Annotated in this window: 18 protein-coding genes and 2 pseudogenes; 13 read left to right on the top strand and 7 right to left on the bottom strand. The window is 73.4% G+C overall.

All coding sequences use genetic code 11. The annotated features are described in order from the left end of the window. The first annotated feature begins 55 nt into the window (after positions 1-55). From ACMCNK_RS04345 to ACMCNK_RS04330, 4 genes are read left to right on the top strand one after another with little or no spacing between them, the layout of a single operon-like run. Entirely contained in the window at positions 56-1000 is a 945-nt protein-coding gene (locus ACMCNK_RS04345; protein WP_412735091.1) for an ABC transporter ATP-binding protein, read from the top strand. Beyond that, complete coding sequence (locus tag ACMCNK_RS04340) at positions 997-1776, top strand: ABC transporter permease (protein ID WP_412735090.1); 780 nt, start codon at positions 997-999, stop codon at positions 1774-1776. The genes ACMCNK_RS04345 and ACMCNK_RS04340 overlap by 4 nt, the downstream gene beginning before the upstream one ends. A 22-nt stretch (positions 1777-1798) precedes the next feature. Further along, positions 1799-2935 carry a sensor histidine kinase gene (locus ACMCNK_RS04335; RefSeq protein ID WP_412735089.1) on the top strand — a complete coding sequence of 379 codons (1137 nt, stop codon included), beginning with the start codon at positions 1799-1801 and terminating at the stop codon, positions 2933-2935. Further along, positions 2932-3543 (top strand): response regulator, encoded by a 612-nt coding sequence (locus ACMCNK_RS04330; RefSeq protein ID WP_412735088.1) that lies wholly within the window; start codon positions 2932-2934, stop codon positions 3541-3543. Before ACMCNK_RS04335 ends, ACMCNK_RS04330 begins: the two co-directional genes overlap by 4 nt. Before the next feature lie 20 nt (positions 3544-3563). Here the strand turns inward: ACMCNK_RS04330 and ACMCNK_RS04325 are convergent, their stop codons facing one another. Continuing rightward, positions 3564-4547 carry an NAD-dependent epimerase/dehydratase family protein gene (locus tag ACMCNK_RS04325; protein WP_412735087.1) on the bottom strand — a complete coding sequence of 328 codons (984 nt, stop codon included), beginning with the start codon at positions 4545-4547 and terminating at the stop codon, positions 3564-3566. Positions 4548-4636: 89 nt separating this feature from the next. After that, positions 4637-5113, bottom strand: coding sequence for a heme-degrading domain-containing protein (locus ACMCNK_RS04320; RefSeq protein ID WP_412735086.1), 477 nt, complete (start codon positions 5111-5113; stop codon positions 4637-4639). 142 nt (positions 5114-5255) lie between these two features. On the opposite strand from ACMCNK_RS04320, the gene ACMCNK_RS04315 reads away from it, so the two are divergent. Beyond that, positions 5256-6041 carry an endonuclease/exonuclease/phosphatase family protein gene (locus ACMCNK_RS04315; RefSeq protein WP_412735085.1) on the top strand — a complete coding sequence of 262 codons (786 nt, stop codon included), beginning with the start codon at positions 5256-5258 and terminating at the stop codon, positions 6039-6041. 4 nt (positions 6042-6045) lie between these two features. Here the strand turns inward: ACMCNK_RS04315 and ACMCNK_RS04310 are convergent, their stop codons facing one another. Beyond that, the gene (locus ACMCNK_RS04310) at positions 6046-6546 is read right to left on the bottom strand and encodes a GNAT family N-acetyltransferase (RefSeq protein WP_412735084.1); all 501 of its coding nucleotides are present in this window, start codon (positions 6544-6546) and stop codon (positions 6046-6048) included. Between the two features lie 80 nt (positions 6547-6626). Between ACMCNK_RS04310 and ACMCNK_RS04305 the strand changes: the two genes are divergently transcribed. Both ACMCNK_RS04305 and ACMCNK_RS04300 read left to right on the top strand, forming a co-directional pair. Next, a complete protein-coding gene (locus tag ACMCNK_RS04305) occupies positions 6627-7064 on the top strand; it encodes a MarR family winged helix-turn-helix transcriptional regulator (protein ID WP_412735083.1) in 438 nt (145 codons plus the stop codon). Between the two features lie 15 nt (positions 7065-7079). Continuing rightward, complete coding sequence (locus ACMCNK_RS04300; protein WP_412735082.1) at positions 7080-7499, top strand: organic hydroperoxide resistance protein; 420 nt, start codon at positions 7080-7082, stop codon at positions 7497-7499. Here the strand turns inward: ACMCNK_RS04300 and ACMCNK_RS04295 are convergent. Further along, positions 7494-8474 (bottom strand): annotated as a pseudogene (locus ACMCNK_RS04295) (tyrosine-type recombinase/integrase); the annotation flags it as partial. The gene ACMCNK_RS04300 and the pseudogene ACMCNK_RS04295 overlap by 6 nt on opposite strands. A 239-nt stretch (positions 8475-8713) precedes the next feature. Between ACMCNK_RS04295 and ACMCNK_RS04290 the strand changes: the two are divergent. From ACMCNK_RS04290 to ACMCNK_RS04265, 6 genes are all read left to right on the top strand, one after another. After that, positions 8714-8854, top strand: coding sequence for a hypothetical protein (locus tag ACMCNK_RS04290; protein ID WP_412735081.1), 141 nt, complete (start codon positions 8714-8716; stop codon positions 8852-8854). Beyond that, the gene (locus ACMCNK_RS04285) at positions 8851-9318 is read left to right on the top strand and encodes a DUF2975 domain-containing protein (protein ID WP_412735080.1); all 468 of its coding nucleotides are present in this window, start codon (positions 8851-8853) and stop codon (positions 9316-9318) included. The genes ACMCNK_RS04290 and ACMCNK_RS04285 overlap by 4 nt, the downstream gene beginning before the upstream one ends. Continuing rightward, positions 9318-9608 (top strand): helix-turn-helix domain-containing protein, encoded by a 291-nt coding sequence (locus tag ACMCNK_RS04280; RefSeq protein ID WP_412735079.1) that lies wholly within the window; start codon positions 9318-9320, stop codon positions 9606-9608. Before ACMCNK_RS04285 ends, ACMCNK_RS04280 begins: the two co-directional genes overlap by 1 nt. Positions 9609-9838: 230 nt before the next feature. Beyond that, positions 9839-10561: a hypothetical protein gene (locus tag ACMCNK_RS04275; protein ID WP_412735078.1), complete on the top strand. Its 723-nt coding sequence runs from the start codon at positions 9839-9841 to the stop codon at positions 10559-10561. Positions 10562-10604: 43 nt separating this feature from the next. After that, positions 10605-11375 (top strand): lysophospholipid acyltransferase family protein, encoded by a 771-nt coding sequence (locus ACMCNK_RS04270; protein ID WP_412735077.1) that lies wholly within the window; start codon positions 10605-10607, stop codon positions 11373-11375. 71 nt (positions 11376-11446) lie between these two features. Then, positions 11447-12685 (top strand): MFS transporter, encoded by a 1239-nt coding sequence (locus tag ACMCNK_RS04265; protein WP_412735076.1) that lies wholly within the window; start codon positions 11447-11449, stop codon positions 12683-12685. Between the two features lie 13 nt (positions 12686-12698). Here ACMCNK_RS04265 and ACMCNK_RS04260 read toward each other — a convergent pair. From ACMCNK_RS04260 to ACMCNK_RS04250, 3 genes and pseudogenes are all read right to left on the bottom strand, one after another. Beyond that, a pseudogene (locus ACMCNK_RS04260) lies at positions 12699-13354 on the bottom strand (formylglycine-generating enzyme family protein). 41 nt (positions 13355-13395) lie between these two features. Beyond that, positions 13396-13923: a LuxR family transcriptional regulator gene (locus ACMCNK_RS04255; RefSeq protein ID WP_412735075.1), complete on the bottom strand. Its 528-nt coding sequence runs from the start codon at positions 13921-13923 to the stop codon at positions 13396-13398. After that, positions 13920-16412, bottom strand: coding sequence for a LuxR C-terminal-related transcriptional regulator (locus tag ACMCNK_RS04250; protein WP_412735074.1), 2493 nt, complete (start codon positions 16410-16412; stop codon positions 13920-13922). The genes ACMCNK_RS04255 and ACMCNK_RS04250 overlap by 4 nt, the downstream gene beginning before the upstream one ends. Positions 16413-16536 lie beyond the last annotated feature (124 nt).

Below are 16536 nucleotides of genomic sequence, written 5' to 3'. Positions count from 1 at the left end.
CGCATCGTGACGCCCGGGCCACGCCCGGCGAGCGCCCGCCGGTCAGGATGAACCCATGACCCTCACCGCCGCACCCGCGGACACGCCCGCCGTGTCCGCCCAGCGCGCCGTCGAACTCGACGGCGTCGTCAAACGCTTCGGCCCCGTCACCGCCGTCGACGGCATCGACCTGAGCATCCGTCCCGGCGAGGTGGTGGCGCTGCTGGGCCCGAACGGGGCCGGCAAGACCAGCACCGTCGACATGCTGCTCGGGCTGTCGCGCCCCGACGCCGGCACGGTCCGCGTGTACGGCCGGGCCCCGCAGGAAGCGGTCGCGCTGGGCCTGGTGTCCGCGGTCATGCAGACCGGCGGGCTGCTCAAGGACTACACCGTGGCCGAGACGGTACGGCTGGCCGCCGCCCTGTTCGGCCGTTCCCGCGCCGAGGCCGAAGACGCCCTGACACGCGCCGGGATCGCCGACATCGGCGCCCGGCTGGTCGGCAAATGCTCCGGCGGGCAGCAGCAGCGGCTGCGCTTCGCCATGGCGCTGCTGCCCGACCCGGACCTGCTGATCCTCGACGAACCCACCACCGGCATGGACGTGGCCGGCCGCCACGACTTCTGGGCCGCCATCCGCGACGACGCGCGCCGCGGCCGTACGGTCATCTTCGCCACCCACTACCTGGAGGAAGCCGACGCGCACGCCGACCGGGTGGTGTTCGTACGCCGCGGCCGGATCGTCGCCGACGGCACCGCCGCCGAGGTCAAGGCCCTCGCGGCCGGCCGTACCGTGCGCGCCACCTGGCCCGGCGCGGACCGCGACGCCCTGGCCGCGCTGCCCGGTGTGGACCGGGTGGAGGTCCGCGGCGACACCGTGCGGGTGCACGGCCGCGACACCGACGCGGTGGCCCGGCACCTGCTGACCGCCACACCCGCCCGCGACCTGGAGATCACCTCCCGGAACCTGGAGGACGCGTTCCTCGCCCTGACCGCCGACGACACCACCGGGAGCCCCCGATGACCGCCACCACCGTGACCCGCCGGCTGCCCCGCTTCGGCGGGTTCAGCCTGGCCGTACTCGGCCTGGAACTGCGCCGCACCCTGCGCAACAAACGCACCATCATCTTCACGCTGGTCATGCCCGCAGTGTTCTTCCTGCTGTTCGGCACGAACGACAACCTGCGCACCCAGCGCGTCGGCGGCGGAAACGCCACCGGCGTCGTGCTGATCAGCATGGCCGTGTACGGGGCGATGCTCGCCACCACCAGCGGCGGGGCGATGGTCAGCGTGGAACGCGCCGCCGGGTGGAGCCGCCAGCTGCGCCTGACCCCGCTGCGGCCCCTGGCGTACGTGGCGATCAAACTCGTCCTCGCCATGCTGATCGGCGGGGTGTCGGTGGCTGTCGCGTTCACCGTCGGCGCGTTCTCCGGCGCGCAGCTGCCCGCTGCCGTCTGGATCGAAAGCGGCCTGCTCGCCTGGGTGTGCGCCCTGGTGTTCGCCGCGTTCGGGCTGTTCATGGGCTACCTGCTGCCCAGCGAGAACGTCATGCAGATCCTCGGCCCGGTCCTGGCGGTGCTGGCGTTCGCCGGTGGGCTGTTCATGCCCGCCGACATGCTCGGCCACACGTTCGCCACGATCGCGAAATTCACCCCCGCGTACGGCGTCGGCGCGATCGCCCGCTACCCGCTGGTCCATGACGGCAACCTGGCGGTGGCCATCGTCAACGTGGCCGCGTGGACGGCCCTGTTCGCGGCCGGCGCGATGTGGCGGTTCCGCCGCGACACCGCCCGCGTCTGAGCGCGCCGGTAGCGTGAGGGCGATGACGGCGGCGCACCCGGCGGACCGCGGCAGCCGCTACGGCTGGGCCTTCGCCGCGATCTGGATGTTCTACCTCGGCGAGAACCTGCACGCCCTGCTGCACCACCCCGGCGGCTGGGCCCGCACCGTGGGCCTGGCCGCCCTCGCCGGGTTCGCCGTGCTGTACCTGGTCGCCGTGTCCGCCCTGCGGGTGCTGCGCCGCGACATGCCGTCCCGGCTGGTCCAGGACCCGCCCGCCCCGGCGCCGCACCAGAACGCCCGCCTGTGGGCGTACCTGATCGCCCTGCTCGTCCTGGCCGCCCTGCAGATCCCCGGCGCCGGGCACCACGCCCTGACCTGCTCGGTGTACATCGCCGCCGTCGCCATGATGGGGCTGCCCCTGGCCCAGGCCGTCCCGTTCGCCGCGGTCCTCGCCCTGGTCACCGAACTGTCGTCGCGGCTCGTGCCCGGCTGGGAGGACAACGGGTACGGCCTGGCCGTGCTGTTCGCCTGCGTCGCCACCTACGGCATCCGGCTCGCCGCCGAACGCCAGCGGCGGCTGCACGCCGCCCAGCAGGAACTGGCCAACCTCGCGGTCGCCACGGAACGCGCCCGCATCGCCGCCGACCTGCACGACATCCTCGGCCACTCCCTGACCGTCGTGGCGGTCAAAGCGGAACTCGCGCAACGGCTGCTCGACGTCGACCTCGACAAAGCCCGCACCGAACTGCACGACCTCGAAAAGCTGGCCCGCGACGCCCTGTCCGACGTACGGGCCACCGCGCTGGGCGTACGCGGAATCTCCCTGCCCGGCGAGATCGCCGCCGCCCGCCAGGCCCTGGCCGCCGCGCACGTCGCCGCGGACCTGCCCGGCGCCGCCGACGAGGTCCCCAGCAACTACCGCGAACTGTTCGCCTGGACGATCCGCGAAGCGGTCACCAACGTCGTGCGCCACGCCCACGCCGGGCACGTCGAGGTCCGCCTCACCCCGGCCAGCGTCGAGATCCTCGACGACGGCGTCGGCGGCCAGGCCCCGCCCGCCGACGGCCAGGGCCTGCGCGGCCTGCGCCGCCGCGCCGAAGCCCTCGGCGCCACCGTCACCGTCGGCCGGCGCGAAGACACCCCGGGATTCCGGGTACGGGTGGAGGTACCCACGTGATCCGACTGCTGCTCGCCGACGACCAGGCCCTGGTCCGCGGCGCCATGGCCGCCCTGCTGAACATGGAACCCGACCTGGACGTGGTCGCCGAGGTCTGCCGCGGCGACGAAGTCCTCGCCGCCGCCCGCGACCACCACGCCGACGTCGCCCTGCTGGACGTGGAGATGCCCGGCCTCGACGGCGTCGCCGCCGCCCGGGAACTGCACCGGCACCTGCCCGCCTGCCGGGTCCTCATCGTCACCACGTTCGGCCGCGCCGGTTACCTGCGCCAGGCCATGGCCGCCGGCGCCGCCGGGTTCATCGTCAAGGACACCCCGGCCCGGCAGCTCGCCGACGCGGTCCGCCGCGTCCACGAGGGCCTGCGGGTCGTCGACCCGGCGCTGGCCGCCCAGTCGCTGGCGTTCGGCGACTCGCCACTGACCGAACGCGAGACCGACGTGCTGCGCGCCGCCCGTACCGGCGGCACGGTCGCCGACATCGCCCGGGAACTGCACCTGTCCGAAGGCACCGTCCGCAACCACCTGTCGTCCGCGATCGGCAAAACCGGCACCCGCACCCGCGCCGAGGCGGTGCTGATGGCCCAGGACAACGGCTGGCTGCTGAACTGACCCCGGCCCGCCGTGACGCCTCAGCCGCGCAGCACGGCCGCCTCCACCTGCGGGTCCAAACCCACCACCGGCCGGTCCGGGCGCTGCGGCGCCACCCCGCCCACGCCCTGCAGCCACGCCCACGTATCGGCCACCGTCTCCGCGACCGGACGCACCCGCAACCCCGCCGCCACCGCCCGGCGCACATCACTGCCGTGCAGCATCGTGTGCAACGCTCCGGGCGGCAACCACACCGGCAACTGCGTCCACGGCTCGATGCCCGCCGCCACGATCACCTCAGGGTCGGTCCAGCACAGCTCGGCGCGCCCACCGGTGACCGCGTTCGCGGCCTGCAACAACCCCTCCATCGTGGTGTGCCCGGACGGGCTGACCACGTCGTACACCCCGGTACGCCCCTGCGCGGCCGCGTCCAGCACGAACGCCGCCAGATCACGGGCGTCCACGTACTGCAACGGCAGCTCCCGCGGCCCCGGCGCCAGCGTCGGCCCGCCCCGGGCCAGGCGGGCCAGCCACCACGGCAACCGCCCGATGTCCTCGTACGGGCCGAGGATCAGCCCCGGCCGCACCAGCAGCACCCCCGCACCGAAGCGCGACGCACCCAGCTCCCCGCCCCGCTTGAGCGCCGCATAGTCCACGTCACCACCGGCGTCGGCGCTGCCGTCGACCACCGCGGTGTCCTCCGTGAACGGTGCCGCCGCATCCGGGCGGTACACCGAGCGGCTCGACACGTACGTGAAATGCGCGGCCCGGCCGGACAGCGCCTGCGCCGCGTCGCGGACCGCGGCCGGCGCACCCGACCACGTGTCCACCACCGCATCCCACGCCCCGCCCTCCAGCGCCGCCAGCCCACCCGGGCGGGCCCGGTCGCCGGTCAACGCCCGCACCCCCGGCGGCGCGCCGCGGTGACCCCGGTTGAACACGGTGACCTCATGGCCGCGAACGAGGGCGGCCTCCACGACGGCCCGGCCGACGAAACCGGTACCTCCCAGCACGAGCAGTCTCATCCCGCGACCATGCCGGTTGCCGCGGCCCGCGGGAAGATCTGCTCGCTGTCGGCGGAATCGCTGACAGCGAAACCCGCCCGCGGCGCGGCTCAGCCCGCGGCCAGGTGCGCCTCGACCGCCTCCACCACCAGCGCATGATCGTCGGCCTGCGGCAGCCCCGACACCGTGACCACCCCGACCACCCCCACGTCGGGCACCCGCACCGGGAACGCACCACCGTGCGCCGCGAACCGGGCCGCATCGACGCCGTACGCCGCGTCCAACGCCACGCCCTTGGCCGCCAGACGCCGCCCCACCAGGTACGACGAGGCCGCGAACCGGTACACCACCCGCACCTTGCGCCTGATCCACGCATCGTTGTCCGCGCTGCTGCCCGGCAACGCCGCATGGAACAGCTGCTGCGGGCCCCGCCGGATGTCCACCGCCACCGGCAGACCCCGGGCCGTTGCCAGATCGACCAGCCGGCAACCCAGCCGCCACGCGTCGGCGTTGTCGAACCGGGTGAAGACCAGCCGCTGCTCCTGCTCCTGCAACCGGGCCAGCAGCCCGGCGTCGTCGTCGCTCATGGCTGCCATTGTCGCTGCCGCTACCTGCCCCGGCGCCGCCGCACCGCGATCCCCAACGCCCCGAACAGCACGAACACCGTCATCGCGCAGCACACCGCCTTGGCGAACACATCCACCTCCGCCGCCGATTAGGGTCGAGCGCGTGCGCCTGGCCACCTTCAACCTGCTGCACGGCAGAACACTGTCCGACGGCACCGTACACGCCGGGCGCCTCGCCGACGCCGTCGCCGCCCTGCACGCCGACGTGCTCGGCCTGCAGGAGGTCGACCGGGAACAGCCCCGCAGCGGCCACCTCGACCTGACCGCGATCGCCGCCGACGCTCTCGGCGCACATACCCACCGCTTCGCCGCCACCCTCACCGGCACCCCCGGCCGGCACTGGCAGCCGTGGCATCCCGGCACCGACGACACCGCACCCCAGTACGGCATCGCCCTGATCAGCCGCTACCGCGCCCGCCACTGGCGGCTCATCCGGCTGCCCGCCGCACCGATGCGCTCCCCGCTGTGGGTGCCCGGCCCCGGCGGGGGACCGGTACTGGCCCGCGACGAACCCCGCGCGCTGCTCGCCGCCGTACTCGACACCCCCGCCGGGCCGGTCACCGTCGCGACCACCCACCTGTCGTTCGTGCCCGGCTGGAACCTGCGCCAGCTGCGCGTCGCCGTACGGGCGCTGCGCGCACTGCCCGCACCCCGGGTACTGCTGGGCGACCTGAACCTGCCCGCCGCACCCACCCGCGCCCTGTCGAGGTGGCGGCTGCTCGGACGCGCCGCCACCTATCCGAGCCCGGCCCCGCGCATCCAGCTCGACCACGTACTCGCCGACCCGCACGGCGCGGACCGGCTCGGCCCGGTGGTGCAGGTCAGCACCCCCGCGGTGGCGGTGTCGGACCACCGGCCGCTGGTCGTGCACCTCGACCCGCCCCGGTGAGTCGTCAGGCGGGGCGCAGGAACACCAGCTCCAGGCCGTCCTCCTGGTCCCACTGTTCGCCGGCCCGGGTGAACCCGTGGCCCGCCAGCGTCGCCAGCGACGCCGCGTTGTCCGGGCGGATGCTGGCCCGCACGGCCGTCACCGCCGGATCGGCGTCGGCGCGGCGCAGCAACTCCCGCAGGATGGCCCGGCCGTAGCCGCGCCGCCGGTACTCCGGATCCACCGAGTACGCCACCTCGACCACGCCGTCGCAGTCGGGCGGTCCGTGGAACCCGCCGTGGCCCACCACGACCTCCTCACCGACCGCGACCGCGGCGCGGGCGATCCAGTCCGCGCTGGCCGGTTCCGCGAGGATCTGCTCGTGCCGGATCCGCCACAGCCAGGCTTCGCTGACCAGGTAGTCCGACAGCGGGTGCCCGGCGGCGGTGCTCGCCGCGGCCAGGTCACCGTCGATCAGCGCGCTGAGCGCGGCAGGGGAGAGCTGCACAAATCGGATGGCCGCCACCGAGGGATGATCACATGGTGGCGGTGACCCCCGCCACCATTCAGTTGTGCACAACTGAATTGCGTACTAGGTTTCTGGTCATGGGTGAGACCACCGGCCTCGAACGCATGATCTGCTTCAACCTCTACGCCGCCTCCCGCGCCGTCACCTCCCTCTACCGCCCCGCCCTCGACGCCCACGGCATCACCTACCCCCAATACGTCGCCCTCTGCGTCATCTGGCACCGCGGTGACATCACCGTCCGCGACCTCGGCCACGCCCTCGCCCTCGACAGCGGCACCCTCTCACCCCTGCTCAAACGACTCGAAACCCAAGGCCTCATCACCCGCCGCCGCGGCACCGACGACGAACGCACCGTCTGGATCACCCCCACCGACCGCGGCCACGAACTCCACCACCAGCTCACCGACCTCCCCGAACGACTCGCCTGCGCCGTCGACCTCACGCCCGAGGAATTCCGGCAACTGCACCACCTGCTCAGCCGCGTCCGCGGCTCCGCAGCCACCCACACCATCTGAAAGGACCCCCCAACCATGCAGGTCCTCTACACCGCGGCCGCCACCGCCACCGGCGACGGCCGCAGCGGACACGTCCGCTCCAGCGACGGCGTCCTCGACCACAGCCTCACCGTCCCCAAGGAACTCGGCGGACCCGGCGGCGAGCGCACCAACCCCGAACAACTCTTCGCCGCCGGCTACGCCGCCTGCTTCCACAGCGCCCTCAAAACCGTCGCCCGCACCCAGAAAATCATCCTCAGCGACACCGCCATCACCGTCGACATCGGCATCGGCCCCAACGGCGACGGCGGCTACGGCCTGACCGCCACCATCGAAGCCGAACTACCCGGCCTCGACGAAGCCACCGCCCTCGCCCTGCTCACCCAGGCCCACAAGGTCTGCCCCTACTCCAACGCCACCCGCGGCAACGTCGACGTCACCATCAACCTCGCCTGACACCCTGCCCAGCGCGCGGTTCGTGCGGTTCGCCCGCACGGCCGCGCGCTGCTGCGCCGCCGTCACCTCGATGTACGCCTGCGACGTCGTCAACGACGCATGCCCCAGCAACCGCATGATCTCCGACGCATTCGCCCCGTCCTCCGCCAACCGCGTCGCAAACGTGTGCCGCAACGCATGCAACCGCGCCCCCCGCGGCACCCGATCCGTGATACCCGCCCGCCGGAAACACGACTCCACCAGATACTGCAAACCACCACGCCGCAACGGCTCACCCCGCCGATCCACCAGCAACGGCGCCGACGGCACCACCCACTGACGACCGAACCGCGCCCGCACACTGGCCACATAGCCCACCACCACTGCATCCAGCTCCGGCTCCACCGGCACCGCACGCGGCCGCCCACCCTTGCCCACCACCTCCAGGCGCCGCTCCCCGGCACGCCCACCCAGCGCACCCACCCGCAACGCCAGCAGCTCCGAAAGCCGCAACCCCGCACACAGCGCCAGGCCCAGCACCGCCACGTCGCGCTGCGGCCACGGATCACGCTGCCGCTCATCCGGGCGTCGTACCGCCTCCAGCAGCCGCTCCGGGGTGTCCTCACCGCGCAACGGCTTGGGGGAGGGCGTCACCAGGCGCGGCTTGTCCACCGCAGGCATGGGATTGCCCACCGCCACGCCGTCGGCCACCAGGAACCGGAAGAACGAATTCCAGCTCGACCAGCCGCGGTACACCGACGCGGGCGCCCGGCCCGCCGCGAACGCCGCGAACGCGGCCCGCAACACGCGAGGGGAGAGGTCGGCGAGCACGACCTGGCCGGGGGAGACCGCGCACTGCGCGGCGGCGATGGCCAGCACGGCGGTCAGATCCCGACGGTACGCGGCGAGAGTGTGCGCGGAGGGCTTGCTGGTGGCCCGGGCGGCGAGGAACTCGTCGATCAGCGTTCGTACCGTAATGTCAGATTCGTCATGCATAAGACATATTATGCATCTTTCATGGGCTTTGGCCATGAACTGAGGCCCGCGGAACATCGCCCGGCCGCCGCGGGGAAGGGCCGGCCTCGGCTACCCGCACGGTTGATGTCGTAGCCCCACGGACGGCCCTCCCAGGCCTGTGACCTGCGTCGATCGGCCGGCGCGGACCTGCCCTGGACCCTTGACGGCCGGCCTCCTTATCGACTATCAATACATCGAATTTCGATAAGGAGACGATGATGAAAGACCTGTGGGCACGCCTGCGCCACCGCGGCTACCTGGCGGAGCTGCAGTTGCTCCTTACCGTGGGGCTGGCCGGCGGCGCCGCGACGGCTGGGGTGACCCTGTACCGGCCATCACCCGCGAACCGATCACCGTGACCATCGACGGGACCGGGCTGGACGGCCCGGACAGCATCGCCGGTCTGCGCCCGGGGATACACCTCGCACGTGGGACCGGCCTGCGCGCCGTCGTGGATCACCCCACCACCCGGCAGGTCGTCTGGCATGTCGGCCAGCGACTGCCGTGGTTCCTGCTCGCCATGTTCACGCTCGCGGCACTGCTGCTCGTGGTCCGCGCGGCCCGCCGCGGTGACCCGTTCTCCGTCGCCAACGTGCGCCGTCTCCAGGCCCTCGGTTGGGTCCTGACCGTCGGCAGCGTCGTGGCGGCCGGCGTCGAACTGCTCGCCGCGTTCGCGTTGTCCAGCACCATCACGACCGGGGCGCCGAACGCCACCGCGTCACTGCCGATCTTCTGGGCCTTCGGCGGACTCTGCGTCCTGGCCCTGTCGGAGGTGGTCAAGCGGGGACTCGCGCTTCGCGAGGACCTGGCCACGGTCATCTGATGCCGGCAGCCGACGACCACCGCGTCGAAGTCCACATCGACCGGTTGCTCACCGACCGCGGCCTGACCCTGACCGACCTGGCCACGCGGGTGGGGATCACCCTTGCCAACCTGTCGGTGCTCAAGAACGGCCACGCCCGCGCGATCCGGTTCAGCACCCTCACCGCGCTGTGCCAGGCCCTCGACTGCCAACCGGGGGACCTTTTCACCGTTCTGCCGGACGGCGCGGCCACCAGCCTCGCGACATCCGCAGTGGACGTCCGGGGTAGTGCGACCGCTAGATTTACATAATGTGCATTATCGACCAGATGAGTTCGGGCCGAGTTGCGCCTGGCTGACGGGAATCTGCACCGGGCCATCTTGGTTGATCTTGGACTCCCCTGCCAGTCGTTGAAAATGCGCGGGTCGTCCCGGCCGCGCCGCGCGCCGCGGCCGGACCCTCGCCGGCGCCGCGCCGGACACACGGGGATGCGGTGCGAGGTTCTGTCGGGGTGTGCTGGTAGAAACGACGGCATTCAAACATGCGTACGAATGGCGAGGGGGCGGGTATGGCGGCGACCGCGGTGCGTGGCTTGAGCGAGCAGGATCTGCTGGTGATCCGGGAGGCGGTGGCGGCGGGCCGACGCCCGAAGGTGGTGTTCACCGAGGCGGCCGGGCAGATGGCGGGTCAGCTGGGGCAGGTGGTCGGGCTGACGGATCCGGCGGTGTCGGACGAGTGGCTGGTGGTGCGGTTCGGCCGGGACGAGTTGCCCTTCTCCCCCGCCGATCTTCAGGTGGCGCCGCGTGGTGCCGGGCGTCGTGCCGCGGCAGCCGTGCAGCCGGCTCCGGCCGAGCCGGTGGTGGTGCGGGCGGAGCCGGAGTTCGTGATCGACAAGCCGGTGCCGGTGCGCCCCTCCCCTGCCCTGGCGCCGGCTGCGTCTCCTGCGCCGGCGCCCCGTAAGGCGGCGGGCAAGGCGGCGGCGCGGGTGAAGGGTCCGGCGGGGTTGACGGTGACGTTGGCGTATGCCGACGGCGAGTGGACGGTGGCGGCGCAGCAGGGGGCGAAGGCGCTGGCCCGGCCGTATGTGGTGCGCCCCGCGGAGGCGTTGCGGATGGTGGCGTTGGTGGATGTGCCGGGCGTGCAGGAGGCGGTGGAGCAGATTCTGGCGGCGGAGCGGGCTCAGGCGGAGCAGCAGGCGCAGCGGTTGCGGGAGCAGTTGGCGGAGGTGGAGGCGCGGCTGGCGGAGTTGCGGGATGCCGGTTGAGGTGCGGCGGCGCGGTTCCGGGTCGTGGGATCATGGTGGCCTGATGGAGACGTCGTGGCGGGCGCCGTGGCTGTGGCGGGCGCTGTTGTGGGTGTCGCGGCCGTTGGCTGCCGTGGTGTGCCGGCTGCGGGTGTCCGGTGAGGTGCCGCAGGCGTTGCGGGGTGGCCCGCTGATTCTGGCGGCGAATCATGTGAGTCCGGTGGATCCGGTGGTGTTGGCGGCGGCGTGTCAGGTGCTGGGGTTGGTGCCGCGGATCATGGCGACGGGTGGGATTTTCCGGGCTCCGGTGGTGGGTGCGGTGATGCGCGCGTGTGGGCATATCCGGGTGGATCGGCGTACGGCGCAGGTGGCGCAGGCGTTGCCGGATGCGGTGGCGGCGTTGGCGGCGGGTTCGACGGTGTTGGTGTATCCGGAGGGTCGGATCGGGCTGGATCCGTGGATGTGGCCGGAGCGGGGTAAGACCGGCGTGGCGCGGATGGCGGCGATGTCGGGGGCGGTGGTGGTGCCGGTGGCGCAGTGGGGGGCGCATGCGGTGTTGCCGTACACGTCGCCGAAGGGTTTGGTGGGTTCGGTGTTGCGGGCGGTCGTGCGTCGGCCGGTGGTGTGGGTGCGTTTCGGGGAGCCGGTGGATCTGTCGGGCTTGAGTGGGTCGGCGGGTGCGCAGGCGATGCGGGCGACGGATCGGATCATGGAGGGGATCACGGTGACGTTGGCGCCGTTGCGGTCCGGTGAGCCGCGGGTGCCGCGGTTCGTGGATCCGACGCGGCCGGTGGAGGTGTCGCGGGTGCGGCGGCGGTGGGATCGGTCGGGGTGAGCGGGGTGGGTCGTGGGGTGTGGGGATATTCGGTGTGCGGGTGGTGGTGGCGGCCGTAGGGTCGGGCGTTTGTGAGCGGGTTCGTGGAGTCTGTGGTGCCGGCCCGGTGGGGTGCGGCGTTTCGGTGGTTGCTGGCGTCGGCGTGGGTGACGAATCTGGGTGATGGTGTCGCGGCTGCGGCGGGGCCGTTGCTGGTGGCGTCGTTGACCTCGGATGCGTTTCTGGTGTCGTTGGCGGCGTTGTTGCGGTGGGCGCCGCCGTTGGTGTTCGGGTTGTGGGCGGGTGTGTTGTCGGATCGCTGGGATCGTCGGCGGATCGTGGTGGTGGCGGACGGGTTGCGGGCGGTGGTGTTGGCGGCGCTGGTGGCGGCGTTGGCGGGTGGGGTGTTGTCGGTGGCGGGTGCGTTGGTGGCGTTGGGGGTGTTGGCGAGTGCGGAGGTGTTTGCGGACAACACGGTGGCGACGTTGACGCCGATGTTGGTGGGCCGTGACGATCTTGTGGTGGCGAATGCCCGGTTGCAGACGGGTTTCATCACGTTGAATCAGTTGGTGGGTCCGCCGGTGGGGGCGGTGTTGTTCGCGGTGGGCCGGGTCTGGCCGTTCGTGGCGGAGACGGTGTTGGTGGTGGCGGGTGTGCTGCTGGTGTGGCGGGTCGTGTTGCCGGCGCCGGTGCGGGTGGGTGGTTCCGGTGGGGTGGGTCGTGACATGGTGGAGGGTTTCCGGTGGACGGTGCGGCATGCGGCGGTGCGGACGTTGGCGTTGACGATTCTGGTGTTCAACGTGACGTTCGGGGCGGCGTGGTCGGTGCTGGTGTTGTATGCGGGGCGTCGGCTGGGGTTGGGGGCGGTGGGGTTCGGGCTGTTGACGACGGTGTCGGCGGTGGGTGGGCTGGTGGGTACGGGTGTGTATGGGTGGCTGACGCGGCGGGTGAGTTTGGGCAATGTGATGCGGGCTGGTTTGGTGATTGAGACGTTGACTCATCTGGTGTTGGCGGTGACGCGGTCGGCGTGGGTGGCGTCGGCGGTGTTTTTCGTGTTCGGGGCGCATGCGTTCGTCTGGGGTACGACGTCGATCACGGTGCGGCAGCGGGCGGTGCCGGAGCAGTTGCAGGGCCGGGTGGGCAGTGTGAACACGGTGTGTACGTACGGTGGGTTGGTGGTGGGTTCGGTGGTGGGTGGTGTGCTGGCGGATCGGTGGGGGGTGGCGGCGCCGTTCTGGTTCGCGTTCGTGGGTTCGGCGGTGTTCCTGGTGCTGTTGTGGGGGGAGCTGACGCGGATCGCGCATGCGGATGAGGCGGGTGCCGCGGTGTAGCCGCGGGTGGTGGTTATCGGGGTTCCGGGCGGGCGAGGCGGAATCCGAGGTCTTCGATCTGGAGGGTGGGGTGGCTGCGGCGGCGTACGGAGGCGCGGCAGCTCCAGGGTTCGTCGAACCATCCGCCGCCGCGCAGGACGCGGTAGTTGCCGTAGACGGTGGTGTCGTAGAGGTCCCAGCACCATTCCCAGACGTTGCCGAGCATGTCGTGCAGGCCCCACGGGTTGGGTTGTTTGCCGCCGACGGGGTGGGGTTGTTCGTGTGAGTTGCCGCGGTGCCAGGCGATGTCGTCGAGTGGGCCGTAGCGGGGGCCGGTGGTGCCGGCGCGGCAGGCGTGTTCCCATTCGGCTTCGGTGGGTAGCCGGTATCCGTCGGCGGCCGTGTCGGTGTCGGTGTGGTCGCCGTTGAGGTGGTATGCGGGGGTCAGGCCCTCGTGGTGGGACAGGGCGTTGCAGAAGCGGACGGCGTCCAGCCAGGACACGTGGGTGACGGGCAGTCGGCCGTCCGGTGTGGGTGCGGGTGCCCTGCGGTGATTCGGGTGTGCAGCGCGCGGGTGACCGGGTGTGCGGCGAGTCGGTACGGCGCGAGCTCGACCGTCCAGTGTGTTTGTGTCCGCCGGTCCGACAGGGTGATCTGGCCTGCGGGGATGGAGATCATGTCGAGGTTCATCGGCAGGTGATTCTATCGACCGTCGGCTGACCGGGTTCGGGCTAGTCGTTGCGGCGTTGCCGCAGGTAGGCGAGGACGGCTTCGCGGGTGGTGCGGACGCCGAACAGGGCGCGTGCTTCGGCGATGCGCCGGTTGGCGGTGCGTAGGGACAGGAATTCGGCGGCGGCTGCGGCGGCGATGGTGTCGCCGGCGGCGAGCCGGTCGAGCAGGGCGCGTTGTTCGGGCACGAGGTCGGCGACGGTGTCGTCGTCGCCGGTGCTGGTGCCGTGGTGCAGGGGGCCGAGGCGGGCGAGGTCGTCGGCGAGGGCGCGGCCGACGGGGGTGTCGGTGTCGCTGACGGCGACGATGCCGGCGCCGCGGGCGGCGGCGAGCACGGCCAGTTGCAGGGTGTCGGTGTCGGTGATGCGGCCGTGCAGGACGAGGCGGGCTGCGGTGACGTCCCAGGTGGGGTCGGGCAGGGCGAAGCCGGGCCGGGGGGTCCAGCCGGCGCGGGTGAGGCGGCGGAGCACGGTGTCGGCGTCGGCGCTGGTGGCGACGATGTGTCGTGGGGCGTCGGTTGGTCGGGTCACCGGCGGTCCTCCCGCGGGGGTTGGGCGTCGGGGTGGGTGAAGGCGAGCGCGGCCGCTTCGGTGCGGGTGCGGGCGCCGAGTTTGCGCATGGCGGCGCGGATGTGGGTGTCGACGGTTTCGGTGGAGATGCCGAGTTGCCCGGCGATGCGGCGGGTGGGTTCGCCGGCGGCGACCAGGCGCAGGACGTCGGTTTCGCGTCCGGTGAGGTGGGTGCCGGAGCGGGGGCCGCGGGTGTCGCGGTGGATGTGGTGGCGGCGTAGTCCGCGGCGGGCGCGGCCGGCGAGGACGGTGAGTCCGGCGGTGTCGGCGAGTTGTTCGGCGGCGAGCAGGGCGGCGACGGCGCGGGCGGGGTCGGGTTCGTGGGTGCCGGCGGCGAGCAGGCAGCGGACTTGTTCGCGGATGGCGGTGCCGGCCCAGGTGTCGGCGGCGGCGGTGAAGCCGGTGCCGGTGGCCCAGGCGGTGAGGGTGCGGCGGGCGGCGGCGGGGACGCCGGTGGGGATGGCGGCGGGTGCGGTGGTGCCGCGGTCGTGGGCGGCCCAGCGGGCGGTGATGTGGTGCAGGCCGGTGAGCAGTCCCCCGCGGCCGGTGCCGGGTGGTGCGGTGCGGTCGGGTTGCCCGTCGAGCCAGGCGGCTTCGCGGGCGACCCAGGCGGCGGCGGGGTGGTCGGTGAGGTCGGTGAGGCGGGCGCGGGCGGCGGCGAGCAGCCCGGCGTCGGCTTCGAGCAGGGCGGTGGCGGCGGCGGCGTAGCCGTGGGCGTCGGGGGGCAGGGTGCGGTCGGTGAGGTCGGCGGCGCGGCGGTGCAGGGTGTCGGCGGGTTCGGGGCGGGTTTCGGGGGTGCGGGGGTCGGTGGTGGCGGGGAATGCGTACGGGTCGGGGTCGGGTTCGGGTTCGCCGATGGCGGTGGTGCCGGCGAGGGCGGCGGCGAAGTCGGCGGCGGCGGTGAACCGGGTTTGCCAGCTGTAGGCGAGGTCGGCGGCGCAGGTGGTGGCGGCGGCGCGGGCGGCGGCTGCGGATTCGGTGAGGCGGGCGTCGGCGGTGAGGTGTTCGACGAGTTGCCAGGCGCTCCACCGGGCGATCAGGGGGTCGCTGTGGTCGGCGGCGGCGCAGGCGAGGTCGTCTTCCCAGCCGGGGGTGCGGTGTGCGGCGCGGACGGCGGCGAGGGCGGCGGCGAGCCCGGGTGTGGGGCGCGGATGCCGGGCGTTGATCTTGTCGGCGGTGTCGGTGGCGAGGTCGGGGTCGGTGGCGAGGTCGGCGAGCAGCAGGACCCGGTCGCGGGCGGCGGTGACGGCCGGGGCGGCGGCGTCGGGGATGGGTTGGACGGCGTGGCGGGCGGCGGCGGGGTCGCCGGCTTGGAGCAGCGCTTCGCCGCGCAGCACGTCTGCTTCGACGCCGAGGGGGCCGCCGGTGCTCAGGACGCGGGCGGCGGCGTGGGGGCGGCCGGCGGCCAGGGCGGCGTCGGCGGCGGCGAGGCGGACCCGCGCGTCGGCGGTGATGCCGGGCAGGTCGCAGGCGAACAGCAGCAGGGCGGCGCGTTCGGCGCCGGTGGTGCGGTCGGCGGCCTGCAGGGCGGCGCGGTGGGCGGCGGGGTGGTCACCGGCGGCGGCGAGGTGGTGGGCGGCTTCGGCGGGTGCGGTCAGTTGCGCGAGGCGTCGGTGCAGGTCGGTACGGGCGGCGGCGTCGAGCAGCCCGGCGGCGGTTTCCGCGACGTAGGTGGAGGTGGGTTGCAGGCCGGCGTCGGTGTCGGCGGCCAGCCCGGCGGCCAGCAGGTCGGCGGAGCCGGGGCCGAGCAGGGCGGCGGGGGCGGGTCGGCCGAGCAGGCCGAGCGCGGCCAGGGCGGTGCGGGCGGGGCGGGGCAGGTCGGCGAGGGCGGCGGCGATCGCGTACGCGACCTGGTCGATGTCGGCGCCGGCGGCGCTGCGGCCGGTGCCGGCGTGGCGGGCCAGCGCGACGATGGCCAGGGGGTTGCCGCCGGCGCGGGTGACGACCGCGTCGAGGGTGCCCGGGTCGAGGGTGGCGGTGCGGCGGGCCAGGTCGGCGGCGTCGGCGGGGTCGAGTGGCGGCACGGTCAGCCAGGCGGTGGCGGCGTTGCGCAGCGCCGCCTCGGTGGCGTCGCCGAGCCGGTGCGGGGTGCGCAGGGCGACCGCGATGCGGCAGTGCGCGGCCAGCGGGGGCAGCGCGGCGAGGGTGGCCGGGTCGGCGTACTGCAGGTCGTCGAGGATGAGCAGGCCGCCGCGGACCCGGGAGCGGACCGCTTCGGCGAGCAGGGCGGCGTCGTGGCCGGGCAGGCGGGCCCGCACGGCCCGCGACAGCGCCAGGGCGGGTACGGCGGTGAGCATGGCCAGTCCCCCGCCGGTGTGCACGGCGCCGGGGGCGGTGGCGGCGAGGCGCTGCAGCACGGTGCTGCGGCCGGAGCCGGGCGCTCCGGCGACGACGACCAGGCCCGGGCGGCGCAGGTGCCGCTCGGCCACGGCGGCCAGGTCTTGCGGCACCGCGCCCTCCCCGATGCGTGGCCGGTGTCCGTGCCGGTGGTGGCACGAACACGGGATCCAGGCGCGCGGCCCGATCCGTAGTGTGTGTGCTGCGGCAGGCGTCCCGTCCTGCCGGTGGCACGGA

Origin of the sequence: Krasilnikovia sp. MM14-A1259 (assembly GCF_047159535.1) — a bacterium.
In the GTDB taxonomy this organism is placed as follows: Bacteria; Actinomycetota; Actinomycetes; order Mycobacteriales; family Micromonosporaceae; genus Actinoplanes.
The sequence above is the reverse complement of the archived record's forward strand: the minus strand, read 5'-3'. Positions and strand labels throughout refer to the sequence as shown.